This window comes from Streptomyces sp. NPDC059850, assembly GCF_042731515.1.
In the GTDB taxonomy this organism is placed as follows: Bacteria; Actinomycetota; Actinomycetes; order Streptomycetales; family Streptomycetaceae; genus Streptomyces.
On sequence record NZ_JBHWJI010000074.1, the window covers coordinates 8904 to 35858 of the forward strand.

A 26955-nucleotide genomic window follows, 5' to 3' on the forward strand; every position below is an offset into this window, starting at 1 on the left:
ACGTGCGTTCCCTCTCGAGGAATCCGGAAGTCGGGTCACTTCTCGTCGGCCACGGGCACTTCAGGAGATCCCGAATTCTTTGCCGAGGAAGTCGATGAGGTCGTCGTCCGTCGCGGACTCGATCTCATCGGCGATGTCGGCGCCGTCTTCCGGTCCTCGGTCGTCATTCCATTGCGCGAGCAGCGCCTGCAGGCGTGCGGTGATCCTGCTCCGGTCCTCGTCGTCCGGGGCGGCCTCGGCGGCCCCGGCCAGGGACTTTTCGAGCCCGTCGAGTTCGGCGAGCAGCGAGGTGACCCCGGTCGCTTCGTCCGGCAGGATCTCGCCCCGCAGGTACTGGACCAGTGCGTTCGGTGTGGGGTAGTCGAAGACCAGCGTCGCGGGGAGCCGGACTCCGGTGGTCGCGTTCAGTCGGTTGCGCAGCTCCACGGCGGTGAGCGAGTCGAAGCCGACCTCGCTGAACGAGCGTGCCGGGTCGACCGTTTCCGGGCCCGGGTAGCCGAGGACGGCCGCCACCTGGGTGCAGACCAGGTCCAGCACCGCTTCGTCCCGCTCGGGCTCGGAGAGCGGGGTGAGGCGGGCCCGCAGCTCTTCGGCGCCGGTGGTTCCGGTGGCTGCCGTTTCCGCTGCGCGGCGGGTGGTCGTCGTTCGTACCAGGCCTCGGAAGAGGGGTGGCAGCATGCCTACGCCCGCCTGGGCACGGAGTGCCGCCATGTCGAGGGGCATCGGGACGAGGAGCGGGTCGCCGCTTGTGGTGTTCGCGGCGTCGAACAGCTCCAGGCCGGTGTCCGCCGTGAGTACGCCGATGCCGCCTCGGCGGATGCGGGCGATCTCGGTCTCGTCCAGCTCACCGCCCATGCCGCCCGCGACTGACCACAGGCCCCAGGCCAGGGAGGTGGCGGGGAGGTTGTTCGCTGCGCGGTGCTGGGCCAGGGCATCTAGGAAGGCGTTCGCCGCCGCGTAGTTGCCTTGTCCGGCGCCGCCGAAGACTCCGGCGGCGGAGGAGAAGAGGACGAATGCCTTCAGGTCCAGGTGCTGGGTGAGGTGGTGCAGGTTCCAGGCCGCGTCCGCCTTCGGGCGCAGGACCTTGGCGACTCGGTCTGGGGTGAGGGAGGCGATGACGCCGTCGTCCAGTACGCCTGCCGTGTGGATCACGGCGGTGAGGGGGTGGGCGGCGGGGATGGTGGCGAGAGTCGCGGCTAGCGCATCCCGGTCTGCTACGTCGCAGGCCGACCAGTGCACCTCGGCGCCCAGTTCGGTGAGTTCCGTGGTGAGTTCGGCGGCACCGGGGGCCTCGTTGCCTCGGCGGCTTACCAGGAGGAGGTTCCGTACGCCTCGCTCTGCCACCAGGTGGCGGGCGAAGAGGGTGCCCAGGGTGCCGGTTGCTCCGGTGAGCAGGACCGTGCCGTTCGGGTCCCACCCGGGGGCTTCCGCCGGTGTTGTGGCGCGGGCCAGGCGGGGGGCCAGGACCTCGCCGTTGCGCACGGCCACCTGGGGTTCGCCTGTGGCGACGGCCGTCGCGAGCGTCTTCAGCGAGGTGTCCTCGGCGTCGGCCTCGATCAGCACCAGACGGTCCGGGTTCTCCGCCTGGGCGGAGCGGACCAGGCCTCGGACGGCGGCGTGTGCCAGGTCGGTGGCGGTGGTGAGGATTACCAGGCGGGAGTCCGCGAAGCGGTTGTCGGCCAGCCAGGTTTGGAGCAGGTCGAGGGCTTGGGTGGTGGCGTCGTGTGCGGCTTGGGTGGGGTTTTCCCCTAGCCCGCCCCTTCCCGAAACGATGGGCTCCGCCCCTCGACCCCGGTCCTCAAGCGCCGGACGGGCTGAAGTTGCCGCACCCGGGCAGTCAGGTGCCGCGCCGTCTGCGTGCGGCGAACGCCCTTCGGGCGTGTCCTCAATCGCCGGACGGGCTGGAGTTGCCGCACCCAGGCTTTCGAGTACCGCGCCGTCCGAGTGCAGTCCCGGACCGGCCTGATCGACCAGGGACACCACTACGTGCTCCGGCAGGGGCGTTCCCGAATCGACGGCCTCGGCCAGTGCGGCCAAGTCCGTGTACGTGGTCAGGCCCAGGGTGTCCGTGCCCAGGGCCGCCCAGCCCTCGGTGGGGGCCGGGGCGGATGCCGGGAGCGGGGTCCAGTCCAGGCTGAACAGGGCGTCGGATGTGGCGCTCGGGCGGGTGGCGCCCAGTTGGGACGGGGTCACCGTCCGCAGGGCCAGGCCGTCTACGGTCGCCACCGGGGCTCCCGTCGTGTCCGCCAGCTGGAGCGTCACCGTGCCCGTCGTGGTGCCCGACAGGCGGACCCGTAGGGCGGACGCACCGATGGCGTGGAGGGAGACGCCGGTCCAGGCGAACGGCAGGCGGCCCTCGCCGCCGTTTTCTTCGGTGGCGGCCAGGCCTAGGGCGTGCAGGGCCGCGTCCAGCAGGGCCGGGTGGAGGCCGAAGGTTTTGGCGTCGGCCTCGGTGCCCTCCGGGAGGCGGACCTCTGCGAACACCTCGTCGTCGCGCCGCCAGGCCGCTTCAAGGCCCTGGAAGACCGGGCCGTAGGTGAAGCCGGAGTCGGCCAGGCCGTCGTACAAGCCGTCGGTCTCGATCCGCTCGGCGTCGGCCGGGGGCCAGGTGGTCAGGGCGAACTCCGCCGCCTCCGCGTCGGCCGTCAGGGCGCCCGTCGCGTGGCGCAGCCACGGTTCGTCGGACGGGGCGTCCTCGGCGCGGGAGTGCATCGTCAGCGTGCGGCGGCCTGTGGTGTCAGGGGCCGCGAGTGACAGGCGGAGCTGGACGGCGCCACGCTCGGGGACGATCAGCGGTGCTTCCAGGGTGAGTTCGTCCAGCCGGTCGCAGCCCGCGTGTTCCCCGGCGCGCAGCGCCAGTTCCACGAACGCGGTGCCGGGCAGCAGGACCGTGCCCATCACGGCGTGGTCGGCCAGCCATGGGTGGGTGTCCAGGGAGAGGCGTCCGGTGAAGGCGAAACCGTCCGCGTCGGGCAGTTCCACGGCGGCGCCGAGCAGCGGGTGGCCCGCCGCGTGCAGGCCGATCGCGGTGGCGTCGCCGCCGACGGGGCCGATGTCGAGCCAGAACCGGCGGCGCTGGAAGGCGTACGTCGGCAGGTCCACCCGGTGCGCGCCGTACGGGGCGTACAGCGCCTCGAAGTCCACGGCGGCGCCCCGGACATGGGCCTGGCCGAGCGCGGTGAGCAGCGTTTCGGGCTCCGGGCGGCCGCCGCGCAGCGTGGCGGCGAAGGCATGGCGCACGTCGTCCGCGACGCAGTCCTGCGCCATGGCGGTGAGCACGCCCTCGGGGCCCAGCTCTACGTACGTGGTGACGCCCTGGGACTCAAGGGTGCGGATGCCATCGAGGAAGCGGACTGCCTCGCGGACGTGGCGTACCCAGAAGTCGGGGGTGGTGATGTCGTCGGTGGAGACGACATCACCCGTCAGGTTGGAGACGATCGGGATGCGGGGGGTCTTGTACGACAACGCCTCCGCTACCTGGCGGAACGCGTCCAGCATCCCGTCCATGTGCGGCGAGTGGAACGCGTGGCTGACGGTCAGGCGCTTGGTCTTGCGGCCCCGCTCCTCGAAGTTCGCCGCAACCTCCAGCGCCGCGTCCTCGTCGCCCGCGACCACGACCGAGGTCGGGCCGTTGACGGCCGCGAGGCTCACCCGCTTGCTCAGCAGCGGCGTCACCTCGTCCTCGGACGCCTGGACGGCGATCATCGCGCCACCGGTCGGCAGTTGCTGCATCAGACGGCCACGCGCGGCCACCAACCGGCAGGCGTCCGCGAGGGAGAGCACACCTGCCACATGGGCGGCGGACAGTTCGCCGATCGAGTGGCCGGACATGACATCGGGCTTCACACCCCACGCCTCGACCAGGCGGAACAGGGCCACCTCTACCGCGAACAGCGCGGGCTGGGTGTAGGCCGTCTGGTCCAGCACCGCAGCGTCCTCGCCGAAGAGGACGCCACGCAGCGGCTGGTCCAGGTGCTGGTCCAGCTCATCGCATACGGCGTCCAGCGCCTCCGCGAACACCGGGTACGCCTCGTACAGCTCACGGCCCATGCCGAGCCGCTGGCTGCCCTGGCCGGTGAACAGGAACGCCACCTTGCCGTCCGACACCGTGTCCGCCACGAGCCCGGGCGCGCCGCGCCCCTCGGCCAGGGCGTCCAGCGCGGCCAGGAAGCCGTCCCGGTCCCGGGCGACCAGCGCCGCCCGGTGGTCGAAGGTGGCGCGGCCGGTGGCCAGGGAGTGGCCGAGGTCGGTGAGAGCGGCCTCGGGGTGGTCCGCCACATGGCTACGGAGCCGGGCGCCCTGGGCGCGCAGCGCCTCCGGGGACTTGGCGGAGAGCACCCACGGCAGCGCCGCCGTGTCACCCTCGAAACCGGGGACAGGAATCGGCTCGGGGGCCTGTTCGATGATGGCGTGGGCGTTGGTGCCGCTCATGCCGAAGGAGGAGATACCCGCGCGGCGCGGATGGCCCGTCTCCGGCCACTCCCTCGCCTCGGCGAGCAGCGACACCGCGCCCGCCTCCCAATCCACGTGCGGCGACGGCTCATCGATGTGCAGCGACCGCGGAAGCACACCGTGCCGCATCGCCAGCACCATCTTGATGATGCCCGCGACACCGGCAGCCGCCTGCGTGTGGCCGAAGTTGGACTTGATGGAGCCGAGCCACAGCGGCTGGTCCGCGTCCCGCTCACGGCCATACGTGGCCAGCAGCGCCTGCGCCTCGATCGGGTCGCCCAGCGTGGTGCCCGTACCGTGCGCCTCGACCGCGTCCACATCCGCCGCCGACAGACCGGCGTTCGCCAGCGCCTGGCGGATGACGCGCTGCTGCGACGGGCCGTTGGGCGCCGTCAGGCCGTTCGACGCACCGTCCTGGTTGACCGCCGTACCGCGCACCACGGCCAGCACCTGGTGGCCATTGCGACGCGCGTCCGACAGCCGCTCCACGAGCACCATGCCGACGCCCTCGCCCCAGGCCGTACCGTCGGCCGCCGCCGCGAACGGCTTGCAGCGGCCGTCGCTGGCCAGGCCGCGCTGGCGGCTGAACTCGGTGAAGACGGCGGGCGTGGTGATGATGGTGACACCGCCCGCGAGCGCCAGGGTGCATTCGCCGTTGCGCAGCGCCTGCGCCGCCAGGTGCAGCGCCACCAGCGACGACGAGCACGCCGTGTCGACGGTGACGGCCGGGCCCTCGAAGCCGAAGGTGTACGACACCCGGCCGGAGGCGATGCTGCTGGAACCGCCGGTGCCGAGGTAGCCCTCGACGCCCTCGGGGACGGTGCTCAGCCGCGACACATAATCGTTGTGCATCTGGCCGACGAAGACGCCGACCTCCTTGCCGCGCAGCGTCTGCGGATCAATACCCGCCCGCTCGAACGACTCCCACGAGGTCTCCAGCAGCAGCCGCTGCTGCGGGTCCATCGCCATGGCCTCGCGCGGGTTGATGCCGAAGAACTCGGGGTCGAAGTCGGCGGCGTCGTAGGTGAATCCGCCTTCGCGGGCGTACGAGGTGCCGGGCCGGTCCGGGTCCGGGTCGTAGAACGCCTCGATGTCCCAGCCCCGGTCGTCGGGCAGCCGGGAGATGCCGTCGCGGCCCTCGGCCAGCAGCTCCCACAGGTCCTCGGGAGTGCGGACGTCGCCGGGGAAGCGGCAGCTCATGGCGACGATGGCGATCGGGTCGTCCTCGTCGGTGTCCTTGGCCGTGGCCCGCGCCTGGGCCTGCGCCGGGACGGCGGCCGCCGCCTCGGAGCCGAGGAGTTCGTCGCGCAGGTACGCGGCGAGCGCGGTCGGCGTCGGGTAGTCGAAGACGAGCGTGGCGGGCATGCGCAGCCCGGCGGCGCCGCCGAGGCGGTTGCGGAATTCCACGGCGGTCAGCGAGTCGAAGCCGAGGTCCTTGAAGGCCCGGCTGGCCTCGACCGCGTCGGGCGAGTCATGGCCGAGCACCACGGCCACCTGGCCGCGCACCAGGTCGAGCAGCAGCTGATCGCGCTCGGCCGCGTCCAGCCGGACCAGCCGCTCCACCAGCGACGCGCCGTCCCCGGCCGCGCCCGACTCGGCGGTGCGGCGGGTCGTACCGCCGCGCACCAGGCCGCGCAGCAGCGGTGGCACGCTCGCGACGGGCGCGCCCATGAGCGACGCCAGGTCGAGCTGCATGGGCACCAGGAACGCGTCGCCCGTCTCCTGGGCGGTGTCGAACAGTGCCAGGCCCTCGTCCGAGGACAGGCCCAGCACACCCGACCGGCTCATCCGGGACTTGTCGGTGGCTTCCAGCTCGCCGGTCATGCCGCTGGCCTCGGCCCACAGGCCCCACGCCAGCGAAGTGGCGGGCAGGCCCTGGGCGTGGCGGTGGCGGGCCAGCGCGTCGAGGAAGGAGTTGGCCGCCGCGTAGTTGGCCTGGCCAGGGCCGCCGAACGTACCGGCCGCCGAGGAGAACAGGACGAACGCGGCCAGGTCCATCTCAAGCGTCAGTTCGTGCAGGTTCAGCGCCGCGTCCACCTTGGGCCGCAGCACCTTCTCCAGCCGCTCGGCCGTCAGGGAGCCGATCACCCCGTCGTCCAGCACACCGGCCGTGTGCACGACGGCGGTCAGCGGACGGTCGGCGGGGATGGCGGCGAGGACGGTGGCGAGCTGGTCACGGTCGGCCGCGTCGCAGGCGGCGATGGTGACCTCGGCACCCAACTCGCGTAGTTCAGCGGCGAGTTCAGAGGCCCCCGCCGCCTGCTCACCGCGTCGGCTGGTCAACAGCAGATGCCGGGCGCCGCGCTCGGTCACCGCGTGCCGGGCGACCAGGCCGCCCAGGGTGCCGGTGCCACCGGTGATCAGCACCGTGCCGTCCGGGTTCCACGCGGCGGGCACGGTGAGGACGACCTTGCCGATGTGCCGGGCCTGGCTGAGGTAGCGGAACGCGTCCGGGGCCTGCCGCAGATCCCATGCGGTGATCGGCAGCGGCCGCAGCGCGCCCTGCTCGAACAGCTCCAGCAGTTCGCACAGCATCGCCTGGATGCGGTCCAGGCCCGCCTCGGTCAGGTCGAACGCCTGGTAGGACACGCCCGGATAGGCGGCCGCCACATCCTCGGGGGCCCGGACATCCGTCTTGCCCATCTCCACGAACCGGCCGCCGCGCGGCAGCAGCCGCAGCGACGCGTCCACGAACTCCCGGGCCAGCGAGTCCAGTACGACATCCACGCCACGGCCACCGCTGGCCTCGCGGAACGTCTCCTCGAAGGCCAGGTCGCGGGAGGAGGCGATCCGGTCGTCGGCCAGCCCCAGCGAACGCAGCGTGTCCCACTTGCCGGGGCTGGCCGTCGCGTAGACATCCACACCCCAGTGGCGGGCCAGTTGCACGGCGGCCATGCCGACACCACCGGCGGCGGCGTGGACGAGCAGCGCTTCGCCGCCGCGCAGGTCCGCCAGGTCGCGCAGCGCGTAGTACGCCGTCATGAAGACGATCGGCACGGACGCGGCCTGGGCGTACGACCAGCCCCGGGGCATCGGCGCCACCATGCGGCGGTCCACGACCACGAGCGGCCCGAACCCGCCGGGCAGCATGCCCATCACCGGGTCGCCGGGCGCCAGATCGGTGACACCGGGGCCGGTTTCGAGGACGACACCGGCGCCCTCGCTGCCCATCAGGCCCGCGTCGCCCGGGTACATGCCCAGTGCGTTCAGCACATCGCGGAAGTTCACACCGGCTGCCCGCACCGCGACCCGCACCTGTCCGGCCTCCAGCGGCGCGGCGGCCTCCGGGGTCGGCAGCAGCGTCAGGTTCTCCAGCGTGCCCTTGTCCTGGATGTCCAGCCGCCACGCCTGCTCACCGGCAGGCGGCACCATGGGCCCGTCGGTGGCGATGCGCGCCAGCCGGGGCGCGTGGACGGCACCACGGCGCAGCACGAACTGCGGCTCGCCCGACGTCAGGGCGGTGCCCAGCGCCTCGTACGAGGCGTCCGTGCCGTCGAGGTCCACCAGCACCAGCCGGTCCGGGTTCTCCGACTGCGCGGAGCGCGCCAGACCCCACACCGGGGCGTGCGCCAGGTCGTACGTCCCCGCGTCACCGGCCGTGGCCACCGCGCCCCGGGTCACCAGCACCAGCCGGGACGCGGCGAACCGGTCGTCGGCCAGCCACTCCCGTACGAGGGCCAGCGCGTCCTGGGTGGCGGTGTGCACCGCACCGGTCACATCGTCGCCGTCGGCGCGCGGGTCGAGGTAGGCGAGGACGAAGTCCGGCAGGTCCCCGGCCTCGCCCAGCGCGGCCAGATCGGCGTGGACCGCCGCGCCGGACGTCAGCGCGTCGGGTGCGCCACCGCCCAGCACCGCCCACTCCGCGGTGGCTTCCGTGGCCATGGGCACGGTGGCCCAGTCCAGCCGGTACAGCGACTCGTGGTACGTGGCGGACCTGGCGCCCGCGAGCTGACCGGCCGCGACCGGGCGCAGCGCCAGCTGCTCCACGGACGCCACCGGGGCGCCGGTGCCATCGGCCAGCTCCAGCGACACCGCGTCCGTCCCGGCCGGGGTCAGCCGCACCCGGAGCGCACCGGCGCCCACCGCGTGCAGCGACACCCCGCCCCAGGAGAACGGCAACCTGCCCTGCTCATCGCCATCGGGACGCGCGAACGTGCTGTGCAGCGCGGCGTCCAGCAGCGCCGGGTGCAGCCCGAACGCCTTGGCGTCGCCCTCCGCGTCCTCGGGCAGCCGGACCTCGGCGAACACCTCGTCGCCGCGCAGCCACGCCGCCTCAAGCCCCTGGAACACCGGGCCGTACGCGAAACCGCCCTGCGCCAGGTGCTCGTAGAGCCCGTCGACCTCGGCGGGCTCGGCGCCCGGCGGCGGCCACGCCGTCAGGTCGAACGACGGCTGCGGGGCACCCGCCACCAGCACACCGCTGGCGTGCCGGATCCACGGCACCTCGGCGGGCGCGTCCTGGGCCCGCGAGTACAGCTCCAGCGTGCGGTGTCCGGCGGCCTGCGGGGCCCCGACCATGATCTGGACCTGCACCGCGCCGCGCTCGGGGAGGATCAGCGGCGCCTCGATGGTCAGCTCGTCCAGCCGGTCGCAGCCCACCTGGTCACCGGCGCGGATCGCCAGCTCGACGAAGGCGGTGCCGGGCAGCAGGACCGTGCCCATCACGGCGTGGTCGGCCAGCCACGGGTGGCTTTCGAGGGAGAGCCTGCCCGTGAGCAGGAAGCCATCGGAGTCGGCCAGCGGCACGGCCGCACCCAGCAGCGGGTGATCGGCCCGGCCCAGGCCCGCCGACTCCACGTCGCCCACGAAGCCCGCCGGGTTCGTCAGCCAGAAGCGGCGGTGCTGGAAGGCGTACGTGGGCAGGTCGACGCGCGCCGCGCCCGTACCCGCGTAGTACGCGGCCCAGTCCGGCGCCACGCCACGGACGTGCAGCCGGGCGAGGGCGGCGGTGACGGTGTCGGCCTCGGGGCGGTCCTTGCGGCACATGGCGGCGAAGGTGGCGTCGCTGTCGGTGAGGCAGTCCTGCGCCATGGCGGACAGCACACCGTCGGGGCCGAGTTCGAGGTAGGTGGTGACGCCCTGGGCCTCCAGGGTGCGGATGCCGTCGAGGAAGCGCACGGCCTCGCGGACGTGGCGCACCCAGAAGTCAGGCGTGGTGATCTCGTCGGCGGAGACGACGTTCCCGGTCAGGTTCGACACGATGGGGATCTTCGGGGCCTCGTACGTCAGGCCCTCGGCCACCTCGCGGAACGCGTCCAGCATCCCGTCCATGCGCGGCGAGTGGAACGCGTGGCTCACCGTGAGCCGCTTGGTCTTACGACCCCGCTCCTCGAACGACGCGGCAACCTCAGCCACGGCATCGTCGTCACCCGCGATGACCACGGACGACGGCCCGTTGAGGGCGGCAATGCTCACACCACCACCGAGCAGCGGCAGAACCTCATCCTCCGACGCCTGAACGGCGACCATCGCGCCACCGGCCGGAAGCTCCTGCATCAGACGACCACGCGCCGCCACCAACTTCGAAGCGTCCGCAAGCGACAGCACACCCGCCACATGCGCGGCAGCCAGCTCACCAATGGAGTGGCCGGAGAGGTAGTCGGGCCGCACACCCCACGCCTCGACCAGCCGGAACAGCGCCACCTCGATGGCGAACAGCGCGGGCTGCGTGAAGCCGGTCTGATCCAGCGCGGCGGCGTCCTCGCCGAACAGGACCGTCTTCAGCGGCGTTTCGAGGTGCGCGTCCAGCTCATCGCACACCGCGTCCAGCGCCTCCGCGAACACCGGGTACGCCTCGTACAGCTCGCGGCCCATCCCGAGCCGCTGGCTCCCCTGGCCCGTGAACAGGAACGCGACCTGCCCGCCCCCGGTCACCGAGCCCTCGATCAGCCCTGCGGCCGACTCGCCGCGCGCCAGCGCCTCCAGGCCCGCGACCAGCGCGGCGCGGTCGTAGCCGACCACCACCGCGCGGTGGTCCAGCGCGGCGCGGGTGGTGGCGAGGGAGTAGCCGAGGTCGGTGAGCGGCAGTTCGGGCCGCTCCTCCAGGTGGGCGAGCAGCCGTACGGCCTGGCCGCGCAGCGCGTCGGCGGACTTGCCGGACAGCGTCCAGGGCAGCACCCCGGCCGCGCGCGGCGTGGCGTCCGCCACCGGGCGGGGCTCCGCCTCCGGGGCCTGCTCGATGATGGCGTGGGCGTTGGTGCCGCTGACGCCGAAGGAGGAGATGCCCGCGCGGCGCGGGTGTCCGGTCTCCGGCCACTCCCGCGCTTCGGCGAGCAGCGAGACCGCGCCCGACTCCCAGTCGACGTGCGGCGACGGCTCATTGATGTGCAGCGACTGCGGAAGCACACCGTGGCGCATCGCCTGCACCATCTTGATGATGCCCGCGACACCGGCCGCCGCCTGCGTGTGGCCGATGTTCGACTTGATGGAGCCGAGGTACAGCGGCTGGTCCGCATCCCGATCACGCCCGTACGTGGCCAGCAGCGCCTGCGCCTCGACGGGGTCGCCCAGCGTGGTGCCCGTACCGTGCGCCTCGACCACGTCCACATCGCCGGTCGACAGCCCCGCGCCAGCCAAAGCCGCACGGATCACCCGCTGCTGCGACGGACCATTCGGCGCCGTCAGACCATTGGACGCACCGTCCTGGTTGACCGCCGTGCCGCGCACCACGGCCAGCACCTGGTGGCCATTGCGACGCGCGTCCGACAGCCGCTCCACGAGCAGCATGCCGACGCCCTCGGCCCAGCCCGTGCCGTCCGCGTCGGCGGCGAAGGACTTGCAGCGGCCACTCGCGGACAGCCCGCCCTGGCGGCTGAAGTCGATGAAGGTGTCCGGGGTGGACATGACGGTGACACCGCCCGCGAGCGCCATCGTGCACTCGCCGCTGCGCAGCGCCTGCGCCGCGAAGTGCAGCGCCACCAGCGACGACGAGCACGCCGTGTCGATGGTGACGGCCGGGCCCTCAAGCCCGAAGGTGTACGCGACCCGGCCCGAGGCGACACTGCCCGCCGTGCCGGTGCCGAGGTAGCCCTCCAGCCCCTCGGGGAGGGCGGTCAGCCGGGACAGGTAGTCGTGGTACATGACGCCGGTGAAGACACCGGTCTTGCTGCCGCGCACGGCCGCCGGGTCGATGCCCGCGCGCTCGAACGCCTCCCACGAGGACTCCAGCAGCAGCCGCTGCTGCGGGTCCATGGCCAGCGCCTCGCGCGGGTTGATGCCGAAGAAGTCCGGGTCGAACTCGCCCGCCTCGTAGAGGAATCCGCCCTCGATGGTGGCGCTGGTGCCGGTCTGCCCCTGGTCGTCGCCGAGCAGCCCGTCCAGCTGCCAGCCACGGTCGGTGGGGAAGCCGGAGATGGCGTCGGTGGCGCCCATGACGAGCTGCCACAGCTCCTCGGGGCTGCTGACACCGCCCGGGTAGCGGCAGCTCATACCGACGATGGCGATCGGCTCGTCGTCGGCGACGGCGGTGGCCGGCGCCGAAGCGACTGCGGTTTCGTCGGCCTGGTCGCCGAGGATTTCGGTGCGCAGGAAACCGGCGAGCGAGGTGGGCGTCGGGTAGTCGAAGACGAGGGTGGCGGGGAGCCGTACGCCCGTCACGGCGCCGAGGCGGTTGCGCAGCTCGACGGCGGTGAGCGAGTCGAAGCCCAGCTCCTTGAACGCGCGGCCCGCGCCGACCGCCTCCGGGCCCGCGTAGCCGAGGACGGCGGCGACCTGGCCGGAGACGACCTCCAGCAGCAGCCGGTCGCGCTCGGGGACGGACAGCGCGAGGAGCCGTTCCGCGAGCCCGCCGGGGGCCGTGGCGCCCGACTCGGCGGTGCGGCGGGCCGTACCGCCGCGCACCAGGCCGCGCAGCAGCGCCGGGACCATGGAGGCGTCGGCGTGGCGCAGCGACGCCAGGTCCAGGTGAATGGGGACGAGCGCGGGGTCTCCGACGGCGAGCGCGGTGTCCAGCAGGGCCAGGCCCTCGTCGGAGGAGAGGGCGGCGACTCCGGCGCGGGTGATGCGCTGCAGGTCGGCGTCGTCCAGGTCGCCGGTCATGCCGCTGCGCTCGGCCCACAGGCCCCAGGCGAGGGCGGTCGCGGGCAGGCCCTGGGCGCGGCGGCGCCGGGCGAGGGCGTCCACGAAGGCGTTGGCGGCCGCGTAGTTGGCCTGTCCGGGGCCGCCGAGGGTTCCGGCGGCGGCGGAGAACAGGACGAACGCGGACAGGTCCAGCTCGCGCGTCAGCTCGTGCAGGTTCAGCGCCGCGTCCACCTTGGGCGGCAGGACGCGGTCGACGCGCTCGGCGGTGAGCGAGCCGATGACACCGTCGTCGAGGACGCCCGCCGTGTGCACGACGGCGGTCAGCGGACGGTCGGCCGGTACGGCGGCCAGCACCTCGGCCAGCGCGTGGCGGTCGGCCACGTCGCAGGCGGCGAGGGTGACGTCGGCGCCGGACGCGCGCAGTTCGGCGACCAGTTCGGTGGCGCCGTCCGCGTCGGCGCCGCGACGGCTGAGCAGCAGCAGGTTGCGTACGCCGTGCTCGGTGACGAGGTGGCGGGCGACCAGGCCGCCCAGGGTGCCGGTGGCGCCCGTGACCAGCGCGGTGCCCTCGGGGTCGAGAGCGCGGGCGGTGTGGGCGGCGTCGGAGGCCACCTTCGCCAGGCGCGGTACGACGACGGCCCCGGCGCGCACCGCGAGCTGCGGCTCGCCCGTAGCGAGGGCGGGAGCGAGGGCGCGGTACGAGGCATCGTCGCCGTCGATGTCGACGAGGGTGAAGCGGTCCGGGTTCTCGGACTGCGCGGAGCGCAGCAGGCCCCACAGCGGGGCGCCCGCCAGGTCCTCGGTGTCGGCGTCGGCGGCGGTGGCGACGGCGCCACGGGTGGCGATGACCAGCCGGGAGCCCTCGAAGCGGTCGTCGGCGAGCCAGCGTTGGGCCAGCTCCAGCGCGCGGTGCAGGGAGTCGCGTACGGAGGCCTCGATCGGAAGGTCCGTGTCAGTGGCGAAGAACGGCGCCACGACGGCCTGCGGCACCGGGGCGCCACCCGTCACGGCCTCGCCGAGCGCGGCCAGGTCGGCGTACCCCACGGCGGTGGGCAGCGCGGCGGCCAGTTCGGGGGTCTGGTCGCCCAGCAGCGCCCACTGCCCGGCCACCACGGTGGTGGCGGACGGCACCGGGGCGGGGGTCCACTCGACGCGGAACAGCGCGTCGTAGAAGGCGCCGCGCGCGGAGTGCACCTGCTCGGGCGAGACCGGGCGCAGCAGCAGCGCGTCGACCGAGGCGACGGGCGCGCCGCTCTCGTCCGTCACGAGGACGGCCACGGTGTCCTGGCCAGCGGGCGAGAGCCGGACGCGCAGCGCGGAGGCGCCGACGGCGTGCAGCCGGACGCCGCTCCAGGAGAACGGGAGGCGGCCGTGTTCGGTGTCCTCCAGCAGGGAGCCGATGCCGACGGCGTGCAGGGCGGCGTCCAGCAGCGCCGGGTGCAGCCCGAACAGGTCGGCCTCGGCGCGGGCGCCATCGGGGAGGCGGACGTCGGCGTACACGTGGTCGCCGTCCTGCCAGGCGGCCTTGAGGCCCTGGAACACCGGGCCGTAGGCGAATCCGCTTGTCGTGAGCCAGTCGTAGAGCCCGTCGACGGGGACTTCGGTGGCACCGGCCGGTGGCCAGGCGCTGAGGGTTTCGTCGGGGGTGGCTGCCCCGGTGGCGAGTACACCGGTGGCGTGGCGAGTCCACTCGCCCTCGCCCCAGCTGCCGTCGGCGGCCTCTTCGAGCCGCGAGTGCAGGGTCAGCGAGCGCCGCCCTGACGTGTCCGGCGCGCCCACGGACACCTGGAGCTGCACACCGCCCTGTGGGGGCAGCACGAGCGGCGCTTCCAGGGTCAGCTCGTCCAGGACATCGGCGCCGACGTGGTCACCGGCGCGGATGGCCAGCTCCACGAAGGCCGTGCCGGGCAGCAGCACGGTGTCCATGACGGCGTGGTCGGCGAGCCACGGGTGGGTCTGGAGGGAGAGCCTGCCGGTGAACAGGAACCCGGCGGCGTCGGCGAGCGAGACGGCCGCGCCGAGCAACGGGTGGTCGGCGGAGCCGAGCCCGGCGGCGGTGACGTCGCCGGTCCAGGGCCCGGCGGGCTCGGGCCAGTACAGCTCGCGCTGGAAGGCGTACGTGGGCAGCTCGACGCGGCGGGCGCCGGAGCCCGCGAACACGGCGGCCCAGTCGACGGCTACACCGTGCGCATGGACGCGGGCGAGCGCGTCGGTCAGGGCGGTGGTCTCGGAGCGGTCGCCGCGCAGGACGGGTACGAACGTGGCGCCCTCGGCGGTGACGCAGTCCTGCGCCATGGCGGTGAGCACCCCATCGGGGCCCAGCTCCACGAAGGTGGCGACGCCGAACTCTTCGAGCCCACGGATGCCATCGGTGAAGCGGACCGCCTGCCGGACGTGCCGGACCCAGTAGTCGGGCGAGCAGATCTCGTCGGCGGACACGGACGCGCCGGTCAGGTTGGAGATGACGGGAATGACCGGCGGCGCGTACGTGACGCCCTGCGCGACCTCGCGGAACGCCTCCAGCATGCCGTCCATGTGCGGCGAGTGGAACGCGTGGCTGACGGTGAGCCGCTTGGTCTTACGGCCCTTCTCCGCGAAGACGTCGGCGATCCGCTGAGCCGCGTCCTCGTCGCCCGCGATGACCACGGAGGTCGGGCCATTCAAAGCGGCGATCGAGACCCGGTCGGTGAGCAGCGGCGCCACCTCGTCCTCGGACGCCTGGACGGCGATCATCGCGCCGCCGCCCGGCAGCTCCTGCATCAGTCGGCCGCGCGCGGCCACCAACCGGCAGGCGTCGGGGAGCGACAGCACGCCCGCCACATGGGCGGCGGCCAGCTCGCCGATGGAGTGGCCGACGAGGAAGTCGGGCTTCACGCCCCACGTTTCCAGCAGCCGGAACAGCGCCACTTCGAGGGCGAACAGGGCGGGCTGGGTGTAGCCGGTGCGGTCCAGCAGCGCGCTGTCGTCACCGGCAGCTACATTTCCAAACGTCACTTCCCGCAGGGGTAGTTCGAGATGGCCGTCGAGTTCGGCGCACACCTCGTCCAGGGCCCGCGCGAAGGCCGGGACGGCCGCGTACAGCTCACGGCCCATGCCGGTGCGCTGGCTGCCCTGTCCGGTGAACAGGAACGCGACCTTGCCCTCGCTGACCTCGCCCTGAACAACCCCGCTCGCGGGGTTTTCCTCGGCGAGCGCGGCCAGCCCGCGCAGCAGGTCGTCCCGGCCGCCGTCGCCCGCGAGGACCACGGCCCGGTGGTCCAGCGCGGCGCGGGTGGTGGCCAGGGAGTGGGCGAGGTCGACCAGGCCGAGGCCCGGGTCGTCCCGCACATGGGCGGCGAGCCGCGCGGCCTGGGCGCGCAGCGCCTCCGCGCTCTGCCCGGACACCAGCAGCGGCAGCCGCCCGCCGAGCCCGGACCAGTCCCCCTCGGCCGGAGACTGCGGCTCGCGGTCCTCGGCGGGCGCCTCCTCGATGACGGTGTGGGCGTTCGTACCGCTCACGCCGAACGAGGAGATGCCCGCGCGGCGCGGCTGCCCGGTCTCCGGCCACGGGGTGTTCTCGGTGAGCAGGGACACCGCGCCCGCCGTCCAGTCGACGTCCCCGGAGGGCGCGTCGACATGCAGCGTCCTGGGCAGCACACCGTGCTCGATGGCCTTGACCATCTTGATGATTCCGGCGACGCCGGCCGCGGCCTGGGTGTGCCCGAAGTTGGACTTGACGGAGCCGAGCCACAGCGGGCGGCCCTCGGCCCGGTTCTGCCCGTACGTGGCGAGCAGCGCCTGCGCCTCGATGGGGTCGCCCAGCGACGTACCGGTGCCGTGTGCCTCGACGGCGTCGACCTGGGCCGGGGTGAGGCGGCCGTCGGTGAGCGCCTGGCGGATGACGCGCTGCTGGGACGGGCCGTTCGGCGCCGTCAGCCCGTTGCTCGCACCGTCCTGGTTGATGGCGGAGCCGCGTACGAGGGCGAGCACCTGGTGGCCGTTCTTACGGGCGTCCGACAGCCGCTCGACGAGCAGCATGCCGACGCCCTCGCCCCAGCCGGTGCCGTCCGCGCCGTCCGCGAACGCCTTGCAGCGGCCGTCGGGGGCCAGGCCCCGCTGGCGGCTGAAGTTGATGAACGCGCGCGGGCTGTTCATGACGGTGACGCCACCGGTCAGCGCCATCGAGCACTCGCCGTTGCGCAGCGCCTGCACGGCCAGGTGCAGCGCCACCAGCGACGCCGAGCAGGCCGTGTCGACGGAGAGCGCCGGGCCCTCCAGGCCGAAGGTGTAGGAGATGCGGCCGGAGATGACGCTCGCCGCGTTGCCGGTCAGCAGATACTGCTCGACGCCCGGCGGCGCCGTGTGCATCAGCTCCGGGTAGTCCTGGCCGTTCGTACCGATGAAGACACCGGCCTTGCTGCCGCGCAGCGTGGCCGGGTCGATCCCGGCCCGCTCGAACGCCTCCCAGGACGTTTCCAGCAGCAGCCGCTGCTGGGGGTCCATGCCGAGGGTTTCGCGGGGGCTGATCCCGAAGAACCCGGCGTCGAACTCGCCCGCGCCCGCCAGGAATCCGCCCTTGTCGGTGTAGCTGGTGCCCTGCTGGTCGGGGTCGGCGTCGAAGAGCGACGAGACGTCCCAGCCCCGGTCCGTGGGGAAGTCCGTGATGGCGTCGCCGCCACCGGACACGAGCTGCCACAGCTCCTCCGGAGACGTGACGCCTCCGGGGAACCGGCAGCTCATGCCGACGATCGCGATCGGCTCAGGCTCCTGCGACTCGACCTCGCGAAGACGCTGCCGCGTCTGGTGCAGATCGGCAGTTACCCGCTTGAGGTAGTCGAGGATCTTGTCCTGATCCGCCATTGGAGTCTCACCCATGCTTATCGTCACAAACCTTGCGCCCGCGGACCTTCAGACCCTTAAATTCCGAGTTCTTTCTCGATGAAGTCGAAGACCTCATCCTGCGTCGCCTGCTGCAGCTTCTCCGTCACGGTGTCGCCGCCGCCGTCGGCCGTCTCGGCACCGGCCGTACGGGGCTCCGCCCACTTCGCCGCGAGGTCCCGCAGCCGGGACGCGATGTCGTCCCGCGCCTCGCTCTCCGGGTCGAGGACGGACAGGGCCGACTCCAGCGCGTCCAGCTCAGCGAGCCCCGGCGTGGCCGCCGCCCCGCCGTCGCCGACGAGCTGGCCGCACAGGAACTCGGCCAGCGCCGCCGGGGTCGGATAGTCGAAGACCAGCGTGGCGGGCAGCTTCTGCCCGGTGGCGGCGCCCAGCCGGTTGCGCAGCTCCAGCGCGATCAGCGAGTCGAAGCCCAGCTCCTTGAACGCCCGCCCCGCGCCGACCTCGTCGGTCGTCGGGTGGCCGAGCGCCGCAGCGGCGTTGGTCCGTACGACCTCCAGGACCACCAGGGACTGTTCGGCCCGGGAGATCCCGGCCAGCCGCTGCCGCAGCGCGTCCGCCGGGGACCCGTCGGAGGCAGCCGCCACCGCCGGATCGCCGGTCTCGCGCAGCCGCCGCACCTCGGGCAGTTCGCCGATGAGCGGGCTGGGGCGGACCGCCGTGTAGCCCTGGGCGAAGCGTTCCCACTGAATGTCGGCGACGGCCACGGCCGTGTCGTCGTGGTCCAGCGCCTGCTGCAGCGCCGCGATGGCCGCGTGCGGGTCCATCGCCGGGACACCGCCACGGTCCAGCCGCTCGCCGATGGCGCCACCCGCGGCAAGACCCGTCTCACCCCAGCGGCCCCAGGCCACGGAGGTGGCGGGCAGACCGTCCGCGCGGCGCTGCTCGGCCAGCGCGTCGAGGTAGGCGTTGGCCGCCGCGTAGTTGCCCTGACCGGCGTCGCCGAGGGTGCCCGCGATACCGGAGAACAGCACGAACGCGGACAGCTCCAGGCCCCGGGTCAGCTCGTGCAGCTGGCGCGCCGCGTCGGCCTTCGGGCCGAGGACGGTCGCGAACCGCTGCGGGGTGAGCGCGTCCAGTACGCCATCGTCGAGCACGCCAGCGGCGTGCATCACGGCGGTCAGCGGCTGGTCGGCCGGGATCTCCGCGAGCAGCGCTTCGACCGCCTTGCCGTCGGCCACATCGCACGCGGCGACGGTCACCCGGGCGCCGAGCGCGGTCAGTTCGTCGCGCAGCTCGGCCGCGCCGGGCGCCGCGAGGCCACGGCGGCTGGTGAGCACCAGGTGCTCGGCGCCGTTACGGGCCAGCCAGCGCGCCACATGGGCGCCCACCGCCCCCGTACCGCCCGTGACCAGCGTGGTTCCGGCGGGCTTCCACGTCCGTACGGCGGGTGTCCCGGCCAGCGGGGAGCGGGCGAGCCTGCGGGCGAACACGCCCGCCGCGCGCACCGCGAGCTGGTCTTCGCCCTCGGCCCCGGCGAGCACGCCCACCAGCCGGGACAGCGCCCGCTCGTCGGCCACCTCGGGCAGGTCGACCAGACCGCCCCAGCGCTCCGGGTACTCGAGCGCGGCGGTCCGGCCGAGACCCCAGACGAGCGCCTGATCGGGGGATTCCGTGCGGTCCGTGCCGCTGACGGACACCGCGCCGCGCGTGGCGCACCACAGCGGCGCCTCCACCCCGGCATCGCCCAGCGCCTGGATCAGCGCGGCGGTTCCGGCCAGCCCGGCGCCCACACCGTCCGTGCCGGGCGCGGTCCGCTCGTCGAAGGCGAGCAGCGAGAGCACACCGGAGACGGTTCCGGCGTCGGCCAGTTCCTCGCGCACCAGACGGGTCAGCGACTCGCGGTCGGCTGCCACGGCGGACGGTGTGATCTGCCGTACGTCGGCGCCGCGTTCGGCGAGCGTACGGACCGCGCCGAGCGTCCAGTCGTCGGTGACGGCGGACTCGGGCACGGCCAGCAGCCACGTCCCGGACAGCCTCGGGGCTTGGCGCTCGGACTGGGACTTCCACGTCACGCGGTAGCGCCAGCCGTCCACGGTGGACTGCTCGCGGGCCTGCTTGCGCCACGACGCGAGGGCGGGCAGGACGGCGCCGAGCGGCTCGGTGTCGTCACCAAAGGCGAGGGTGTCGGCCAGCGACTCCAGGTCCTCGCGCTCGACGGCCTCCCAGAAGCGGGCGTCGGACGGCGACGCCGGGACGCCGTCCGCCAGGGTGTCGGCGGGCTGCGGCCAGAGGTGCTGGTGCTGGAAGGCGTACGTGGGCAGTTCGACGCGCGTCGTATGCGTACCGAACACCGCGTCCCAGTCGACGTCGACACCGCGTGTCCACGCCTCGCCGAGGGAGGCCCAGAAGCGGTCGAGACCGCCCTCGTCGCGGCGCAGCGAACCGATCGCGGCCGCTTCCCTGCCCGCATCCTCGGCGGTGTCCTGCACGCCCATGGCCAGCACCGGGTGGGCGCTGGACTCGATGAACACGCTCATGCCCTCGTCGAGCAGGCGGCGGATGGCGCTCTCCAGCTCGACGGTGCGGCGGAGGTTGGTGAACCAGTACTCGGCGTCCAGCTCGGAGCCGTCGACCCACTCGCCGGTCACGGTGGACAGGAAGGGAATGTGGGCGGTCTGCGGCTGGACGGGGGCGAGCAGTGTGAGGAGTTCATCGCGCAGCAGCTCGACCTGCGCGGAGTGCGACGCGTAGTCCACCGGCACCCGACGCGCCCGGACCTCATCCGCCTCGCACGAGGCGATCAGCTCATCCAGCGCGGTCGGCTCACCGGAAACCACCACGGCCGACGGCCCGTTGACGGCCGCCACCGAGATGCGCTCCTCGCCCCACGGCGCGATCCGCTCCCGTACGTCCAACACCGGCAGCGCGACGGACACCATGCCGCCCTGACCCGCCAGCACCCGGCCAATCGCCTGGCTGCGCAACGCCACCACACGCGCGGCATCCCGCAGCGACAGAATTCCGGCCACGCACGCGGCCGCGATCTCACCCTGTGAGTGGCCGACGACGGTGGACGGCCGCACACCCAGCGAACGCCACAGCTCCGCCAGGGACACCATCACCGAGAACAGCACCGGCTGAACGACGTCTACCCGCTCCAGTGACGGCGCGTCCTCCGCTCCTCGCAGCACATCCACCAACGACCAGTCGGTGAATTCAGCGAGCGCGGCGGCACACTCATCAATACGGGCAGCGAACACCGGTGAAGCATCCAACAGCCCCACGGCCATGCCTACCCATTGTGACCCCTGTCCCGGGAACACGAATGCGGCCTTGCCCCCGATTGAGGCCCCCTGAACCAGATTGGGGAGGACCTGCCCCCTAGCGAGGGCATCCAAACCGCGAGCAAGATCATCCCGGTCCGAGCCCACCAGCACCGCGCGCTGGTCGAAGGCGGTACGGGTGGTGGCCAGCGAGTGGCCGATGTCGGCGGTCCGCAGACCCGGGGCGGCGTCGAGGTGAGCCAGCAGCTTGGCGGCCTGCGCACGCAGCGCCGCCTCGTTCTTGCCCGAGAGCACCCACGGCAGCACACCACCGCTCTCCGGGGTGTCCCGCACCGGCTCCTCTTCGGGCGCCTGCTCCAGGATGGCGTGGGCGTTGGTGCCGCTGAAGCCGAACGAGGATACGGCGGCGCGGCGCGGGCGGCCGGTCTCCGGCCAGGGCCGAGCCTCGGTCAGCAGCTCGATGTCACCCGCCGACCAGTCCACGTGCGGGGTCGGCTCGGCGATGTGCAGTGACTCGGGCAGAACACCGTGCCGCATGGCGAGCACCGTCTTCATCACGCCCGCGACACCGGCCGCCGCCTGGGCGTGGCCGATGTTGGACTTGATGGAGCCGAGCAGCAGCGGCTGCCCCTCGGGCCGGTCCTGGCCGTAGGTGGCGAGCAGCGCCTGCGCCTCGATCGGATCGCCCAGCGACGTCCCCGTACCGTGCGCCTCGACCACGTCGACCTCACCGGTGTCCAGACGGGCGTTGGCGAGCGCCTGGCGGATGACGCGCTGCTGGGACGGGCCGTTGGGCGCCGTCAGACCGTTGGACGCGCCGTCCTGGTTGACGGCCGAACCGCGTACGACCGCGAGCACCGGGTGGCCGTTCTTCCGCGCGTCCGACAGCCGCTCCACCAGCAGCATACCGACGCCCTCGGCCGGGCTGAAGCCGTCGGCGTCCGACGAGAACACCTTGGAGCGGCCGTCGGAGGACAGCCCGCGCTGGCGGCTGAACTCGATGAACGTACCGGGGGTGGCCATCACGGTGACACCGCCCGCGAGCGCCAGCGTGCATTCGCCGTTGCGCAGCGCCTGAACGGCGAGGTGCAGTGCCACCAGCGACGCCGAGCACGCGGTGTCGACGGTGACCGCCGGGCCCTCCAGGCCGAAGGTGTACGAGAGGCGGCCGGAGACGACGCTCGCGGCGCTGCCGGTGGCGAGGTGGCCCTCGTAGCCCTCGGTGGTGTTGCGCATGAGGATCGAGTAGTCGGAGCCGTTGGTGCCGACGAAGACGCCGGACGGGCTGCCGTGCAGCGTGGCCGGGTCGATGCCCGCGCGCTCGAACGCCTCCCACGAGGTCTCCAGCAGCAGCCGCTGCTGCGGGTCCATCGCCATGGCCTCACGTGGCGAGATGCCGAAGAACGCGGGGTCGAACTCGGCGGCCCCGGTGAGGAATCCGCCCTCGCGGGTGTAGCTGGTGCCCTGTGCGTCCGGGTCCGGGTTGTAGAGGGCGTCGATGTCCCAGCCACGGTCGCCGGGGAACTCCGACAGCGCGTCGCCACCGGAGTCGAGCAGCTGCCACAGCTCCTCCGGGGTGCGGACACCGCCTGGGAAGCGGCAGCTCATGGCGACGATGGCGACGGGCTCGTCATCGGCGGACGCCGCCGCGACCGGCCGCGTGGCCACGGCCGCCGACTGCCCGCCGGACAGCTCGGTGCGCAGCTGGCGCGCGAGCACCGTGGGGGTCGGGTAGTCGAAGATCAGGGTCGGGGGCAGCTTGAGCCCGCTGGCGGCGGCGAGGCGGTTGCGGAGTTCGACGGCGGTCAGCGAGTCGAAGCCCAGGTCCTTGAAGGCCCGGCCCGGCTCGACGTCGTCGGCGCCCGCGTAGCCCAGTACGGCCGCGACGGCGGTCCGTACCAGCTCCAGCACCAGCCGCTCCTGCTCGGCCTCCGACGCCCCGGCGAGCTGCCGCGTCAGCGCGCCGCTGTCGGCGGCCCCCGCCTCGGCGTCGGTGTTCATGTCCGCGATGACGTCCCGCGCCTCGGGCAGGTCGTGCAGCAGCGGACGGGAACGGCCGGAGGTGAAGGCGAGGACGAAACGCTTCCACTCCATGTCGGCGACGGTCAGCACCGACTCGTCGCGGTCCAGGGCGTGCTGCAGCGCGGTGACGGCCGCGCCGGGCGCCATTTCGATGACGCCGTGGCGGCGCATCCGGTCGCCCACACCGCCCTCGGCCATGCCGCCCTCGCCCCACGGGCCCCAGGCCAGCGCGGTGGCGGGCAGGCCCTGGGCGCGCCGCCACTCGGCGAAGGCGTCGAGGAACGCGTTGCCGGGCGCGTAGTTGCCCTGGCCGGGCGCGCCGAAGGTGGCCGCGAAGGACGAGAACAGCACGAACGCGGACAGGTCGAGGTCGCGGGTCAGCTCGTGCAGCTGTCGGGTGGCGTCGACCTTGACCTTCAGCACGCGGTCGATCTGCTCCGGGGTCAGCCCCTCGATCACCCCGTCGTCCAGCACGGCGGCCGTGTGCACGACGGCGGTCAGCGGGTGTTCGGCCGGGACGGTGGCCAGCATCTCGGCCAGCGCCTCCCGGTCGGCCACATCGCACGCGGCGATGGTGACCTGGGCGCCGAGCGCGGTGAGTTCGTCGCGCAGTTCGGCCGCGCCGGGTGCCTCCGGGCCACGGCGGCTGGTGAGCACCAGGTGTTCGGCGCCGTTACGGGCCAGCCAGCGCGCCACATGGGCGCCGAGCGCGCCCGTACCGCCGGTGACCAGCGTGGTTCCGGCGGGCTTCCAGGTCCGTACGGCGGGGGTGCCGCTCAGCGGGGCCCGCACCAGGCGGCGTACGAGGAGCCCGGTGGCGCGGATCGCCACCTGATCCTCGTCCTCTGCTCCCGCGAGCGCGGTCACCAGCCGGGACAGCGCCCGCTCGTCGGCCGCCTCGGGCAGGTCGACCAGACCGCCCCAGCGCTCGCCGTGCTCCAGCGCGGCCACCCGGCCCAGGCCCCAGATCAGCGCCTGCTCGGGCGCGTCCAGCACATCGGCGCGTCCCACGGACACCGCGCCACGGGTGGCGGACCACAGCGGCCCGCCGATCTCCGCGTCGCCCAGGGCCTGCACCAGCGCGAACTGCGCGGCCACCCCGGCCGGGACGGAAGTGTGCAGCGGGTGCAGACGGCCGTCGAGCGCCAGCAGCGACAGCACACCGGCGAACGGGACGCCATCCGCGTTGCGCAACTGCTCCGTCAGCTGCTCACGGCCCTCGGTGGCGGGGTCCACCACGATCTGCCGTACGTCTGCGCCGCGTTCGGCGAGCGTACGGACCACACCGGTCGCCCACGCGCCCTCGGCGGCGGATTCCGGCACGACCAGCAGCCACGCGCCGGACAGCCGCGCGGACTGCCCCTCGGCGAGCGGCTTCCACGTCACGCGGTAGCGCCAGCCGTCCACGGTGGACTGCTCGCGGGCCTGCTTACGCCATGTCGCGAGGGCGGGCAGCAGGGCGCTGACCTGCTCGTCGCCATCGACGGCCAGTTCGGCGGCCAGCGCCTGCCAGTCCTCGCGGTCGACGGCGTCCCAGAAGCGGGCCTCGACGGGGTCGGCAGCGGTGGCGGCGGGTGCCGTACCGGACTCAAGCCAGTAGTTCTGGTGCTGGAAGGCGTACGTGGGCAGCTCGACGCGCTCCGCGCCCGTACCGTCGAACACCGCCCGCCAGTTGACCTGCACACCACGGGTCCACGCCTCGCCGACCGACACCCAGAAGCGCTCCAGACCACCTTCGTCGCGACGCAGCGAACCGATCGCCGCCGCGTCCAGTCCGGCGTCCTCGGCGGTGTCCTGCACACCCATGGCCAGCACCGGGTGGGCGCTGGATTCGATGAAGGCCCCGAAGCCCTCGTCCAGCAGGCGCCGGACCGCGCTCTCCAGCTCAACCGTGCGACGCAGGTTGGTGAACCAGTACTCGGCGTCCAGCTCCGGACCCTCGACCCACTCCCCCGTCACCGTCGACAGGAACGGCACCGTGGCCGCCTGCGGCTGTACGGGAGCCAGCAGCTCCAGCAGCTCATCCCGCAACAGCTCCACCTGCGCGGAGTGCGACGCGTAATCCACCGGCACCCGGCGGGCACGGACCTCATCCGCCTCGCACGACGCCAGCAACTCATCCAGCGCCGCCGGTTCACCCGAAACCACCACCGCCGACGGCCCGTTCACGGCCGCCACCGAGATGCGCTCCTCGCCCCACTGCGCGATCCGCTCCCGTACGTCCGCCACCGGCAGCGCCACCGACACCATGCCGCCCCGGCCCGCCAGCACCCGGCCAATCGCCTGGCTGCGCAGCGCCACCACACGCGCCGCATCCTGCAAGGACAGAATCCCCGCCACACACGCGGCCGCGATCTCACCCTGCGAGTGGCCGACGACCGCGGACGGCTCGACGCCGAACGAACGCCACAGCTCAGCGAGCGACACCATCACCGAGAACAGCACCGGCTGAACCACATCGACGCGCTCCAGCGACGGCGCACCCTCCACGCCCCGCAGCACATCCACCAACGACCAGTCGGTGAACTCCGCGAGCGCCGCCGCGCACTCCTCGATCCGCGCCGCGAACACCGGCGAGGCGTCCATCAGCCCCACCGCCATGCCCGCCCACTGCGAGCCCTGCCCCGGGAACACGAACGCCGTCCGGCCGCCGACGACGGCCCCCTGCGCCACGCCCGACGCCATGCCGCCACCGGCCAGCGCGGCCAGCCCGGCGAGCAGTTCGTCGCGGTCGCGGCCGCGCACCACCGCGCGGTGGTCGAGCTGTGCGCGCGTCGTGGCCAGCGACAGGCCCACGTCCAGCGGGCGTAGCGCGGGGTCGGCCTCCAGATGGGCCCGCAGCCGCTCGGCCTGCGCGCGCAGTGCGGCCGCGCTCTTGCCGGACACCGTCCACGGCACCACGTCCAGCCGCTGCGACGGGAGTTCCTCGGCGGGCTGCTCCGCGTCCTCCTCGGCGGGGGCCTGCTCCAGGATGGTGTGCGCGTTGGTGCCGCTGAAGCCGAACGAGGACACGGCGGCGCGGCGCGGCCGGTCGGTCTCGGGCCACGGGGTGTTCTCGGCGAGCAGCGACACCGCGCCCGCCGACCAGTCGACGTGCGGGGTGGGCTCGTCGAGGTGGAGTGTCCTGGGCAGCACACCGTGCTCGATGGCCTTGACCATCTTGATGATTCCGGCGACACCGGCCGCGGCCTGGGTGTGGCCGATGTTGGACTTGATGGAGCCGAGCAGCAGCGGCTGCCCCTCGGGCCGGTCCTGGCCATACGTGGCCAGCAGCGCCTGCGCCTCGATCGGGTCGCCCAGCGTCGTCCCCGTACCGTGCGCCTCGACCACGTCGACGTCGGCCGCGCCGAGGCGGCCGTTGGTGAGCGCCTGGTGGATGACGCGCTGCTGGGACGGGCCGTTGGGCGCCGTCAGACCGTTGGACGCGCCGTCCTGGTTGACGGCCGAACCGCGCACGATGGCGAGCACGGGGTGGCCATTCTTACGGGCGTCCGACAGCCGCTCCACGAGCAGCATGCCGACGCCCTCGCCCCAGCCGGTGCCATCGGCGGCGGCGGCGAACGGCTTGCAGCGGCCATCGGCGGCGAGCCCGCGCTGACGACTGAACTCGGTGAACGTGGCAGGCGTGGCCATCACCGTCACACCACCGGCCAACGCCAGCGAGCATTCGCCGTTGCGCAGCGCCTGCACCGCCATGTGCAGGGTGACCAGCGACGACGAACACGCCGTGTCGACCGTGACCGCCGGGCCCTCCAGTCCGAAGGTGTACGACACGCGGCCGGACGCGATGCTGCCGCTGCTGCCGGTGCCGAGGAAGCCTTCGACGCCCTCGGGGATGGCGTCGAGCCGCGAGGTGTAGTCGTGGTACATGACGCCCGCGAACACACCGGTCCGGCTGCCACGCAGCCCGGTCGGGTCGAGGCCCGCGCGCTCGAACGCCTCCCACGACGACTCCAGCAGCAGCCGCTGCTGCGGGTCCATCGCCATCGCCTCGCGCGGCGAGATGCCGAAGAGCGTGGGGTCGAAGCCGCCCGCGTCGTAGAGGAAGCCGCCCTCGTTCACATAGCTGGCGCCCGCCTGGTCGGGGTCGGCGTCGTACAGCGACTCGACGTCCCAGCCACGGTCCGTGGGGAAGCCGGAGATGGCGTCCTCGCCACCCGCGACGAGCCGCCACAGCTCCTCGGGGGTGCGCACGCCGCCCGGGTAGCGGCAGCTCATCGCGACGATGGCGATGGGCTCCTGGTGGCGCTCCTCGACCTCGCGCAGCTGGCGGCGGGCCTGACGCAGGTCGGCGGTGGCCCGCTTGAGGTAGTCGCGGAGCTTGTCCTCGTTATTCACCATTGCGTCGGCTCCTTGCGAA

2 protein-coding genes are annotated in these 26955 nt (G+C 73.3%); both read right to left on the bottom strand.

Annotated features, from left to right (window positions below; genetic code table 11):
- Positions 1 to 60: 60 nt before the first annotated feature.
- Entirely contained in the window at positions 61 to 17325 is a 17265-nt protein-coding gene (locus ACFV9T_RS37955) for an SDR family NAD(P)-dependent oxidoreductase (RefSeq protein WP_385447205.1), read from the bottom strand.
- A 41-nt stretch (positions 17326 to 17366) separates the two neighbouring features.
- Complete coding sequence (locus tag ACFV9T_RS37960; protein WP_385447207.1) at positions 17367 to 26936, bottom strand: type I polyketide synthase; 9570 nt, start codon at positions 26934 to 26936, stop codon at positions 17367 to 17369.
- Positions 26937 to 26955: the final 19 nt, after the last annotated feature.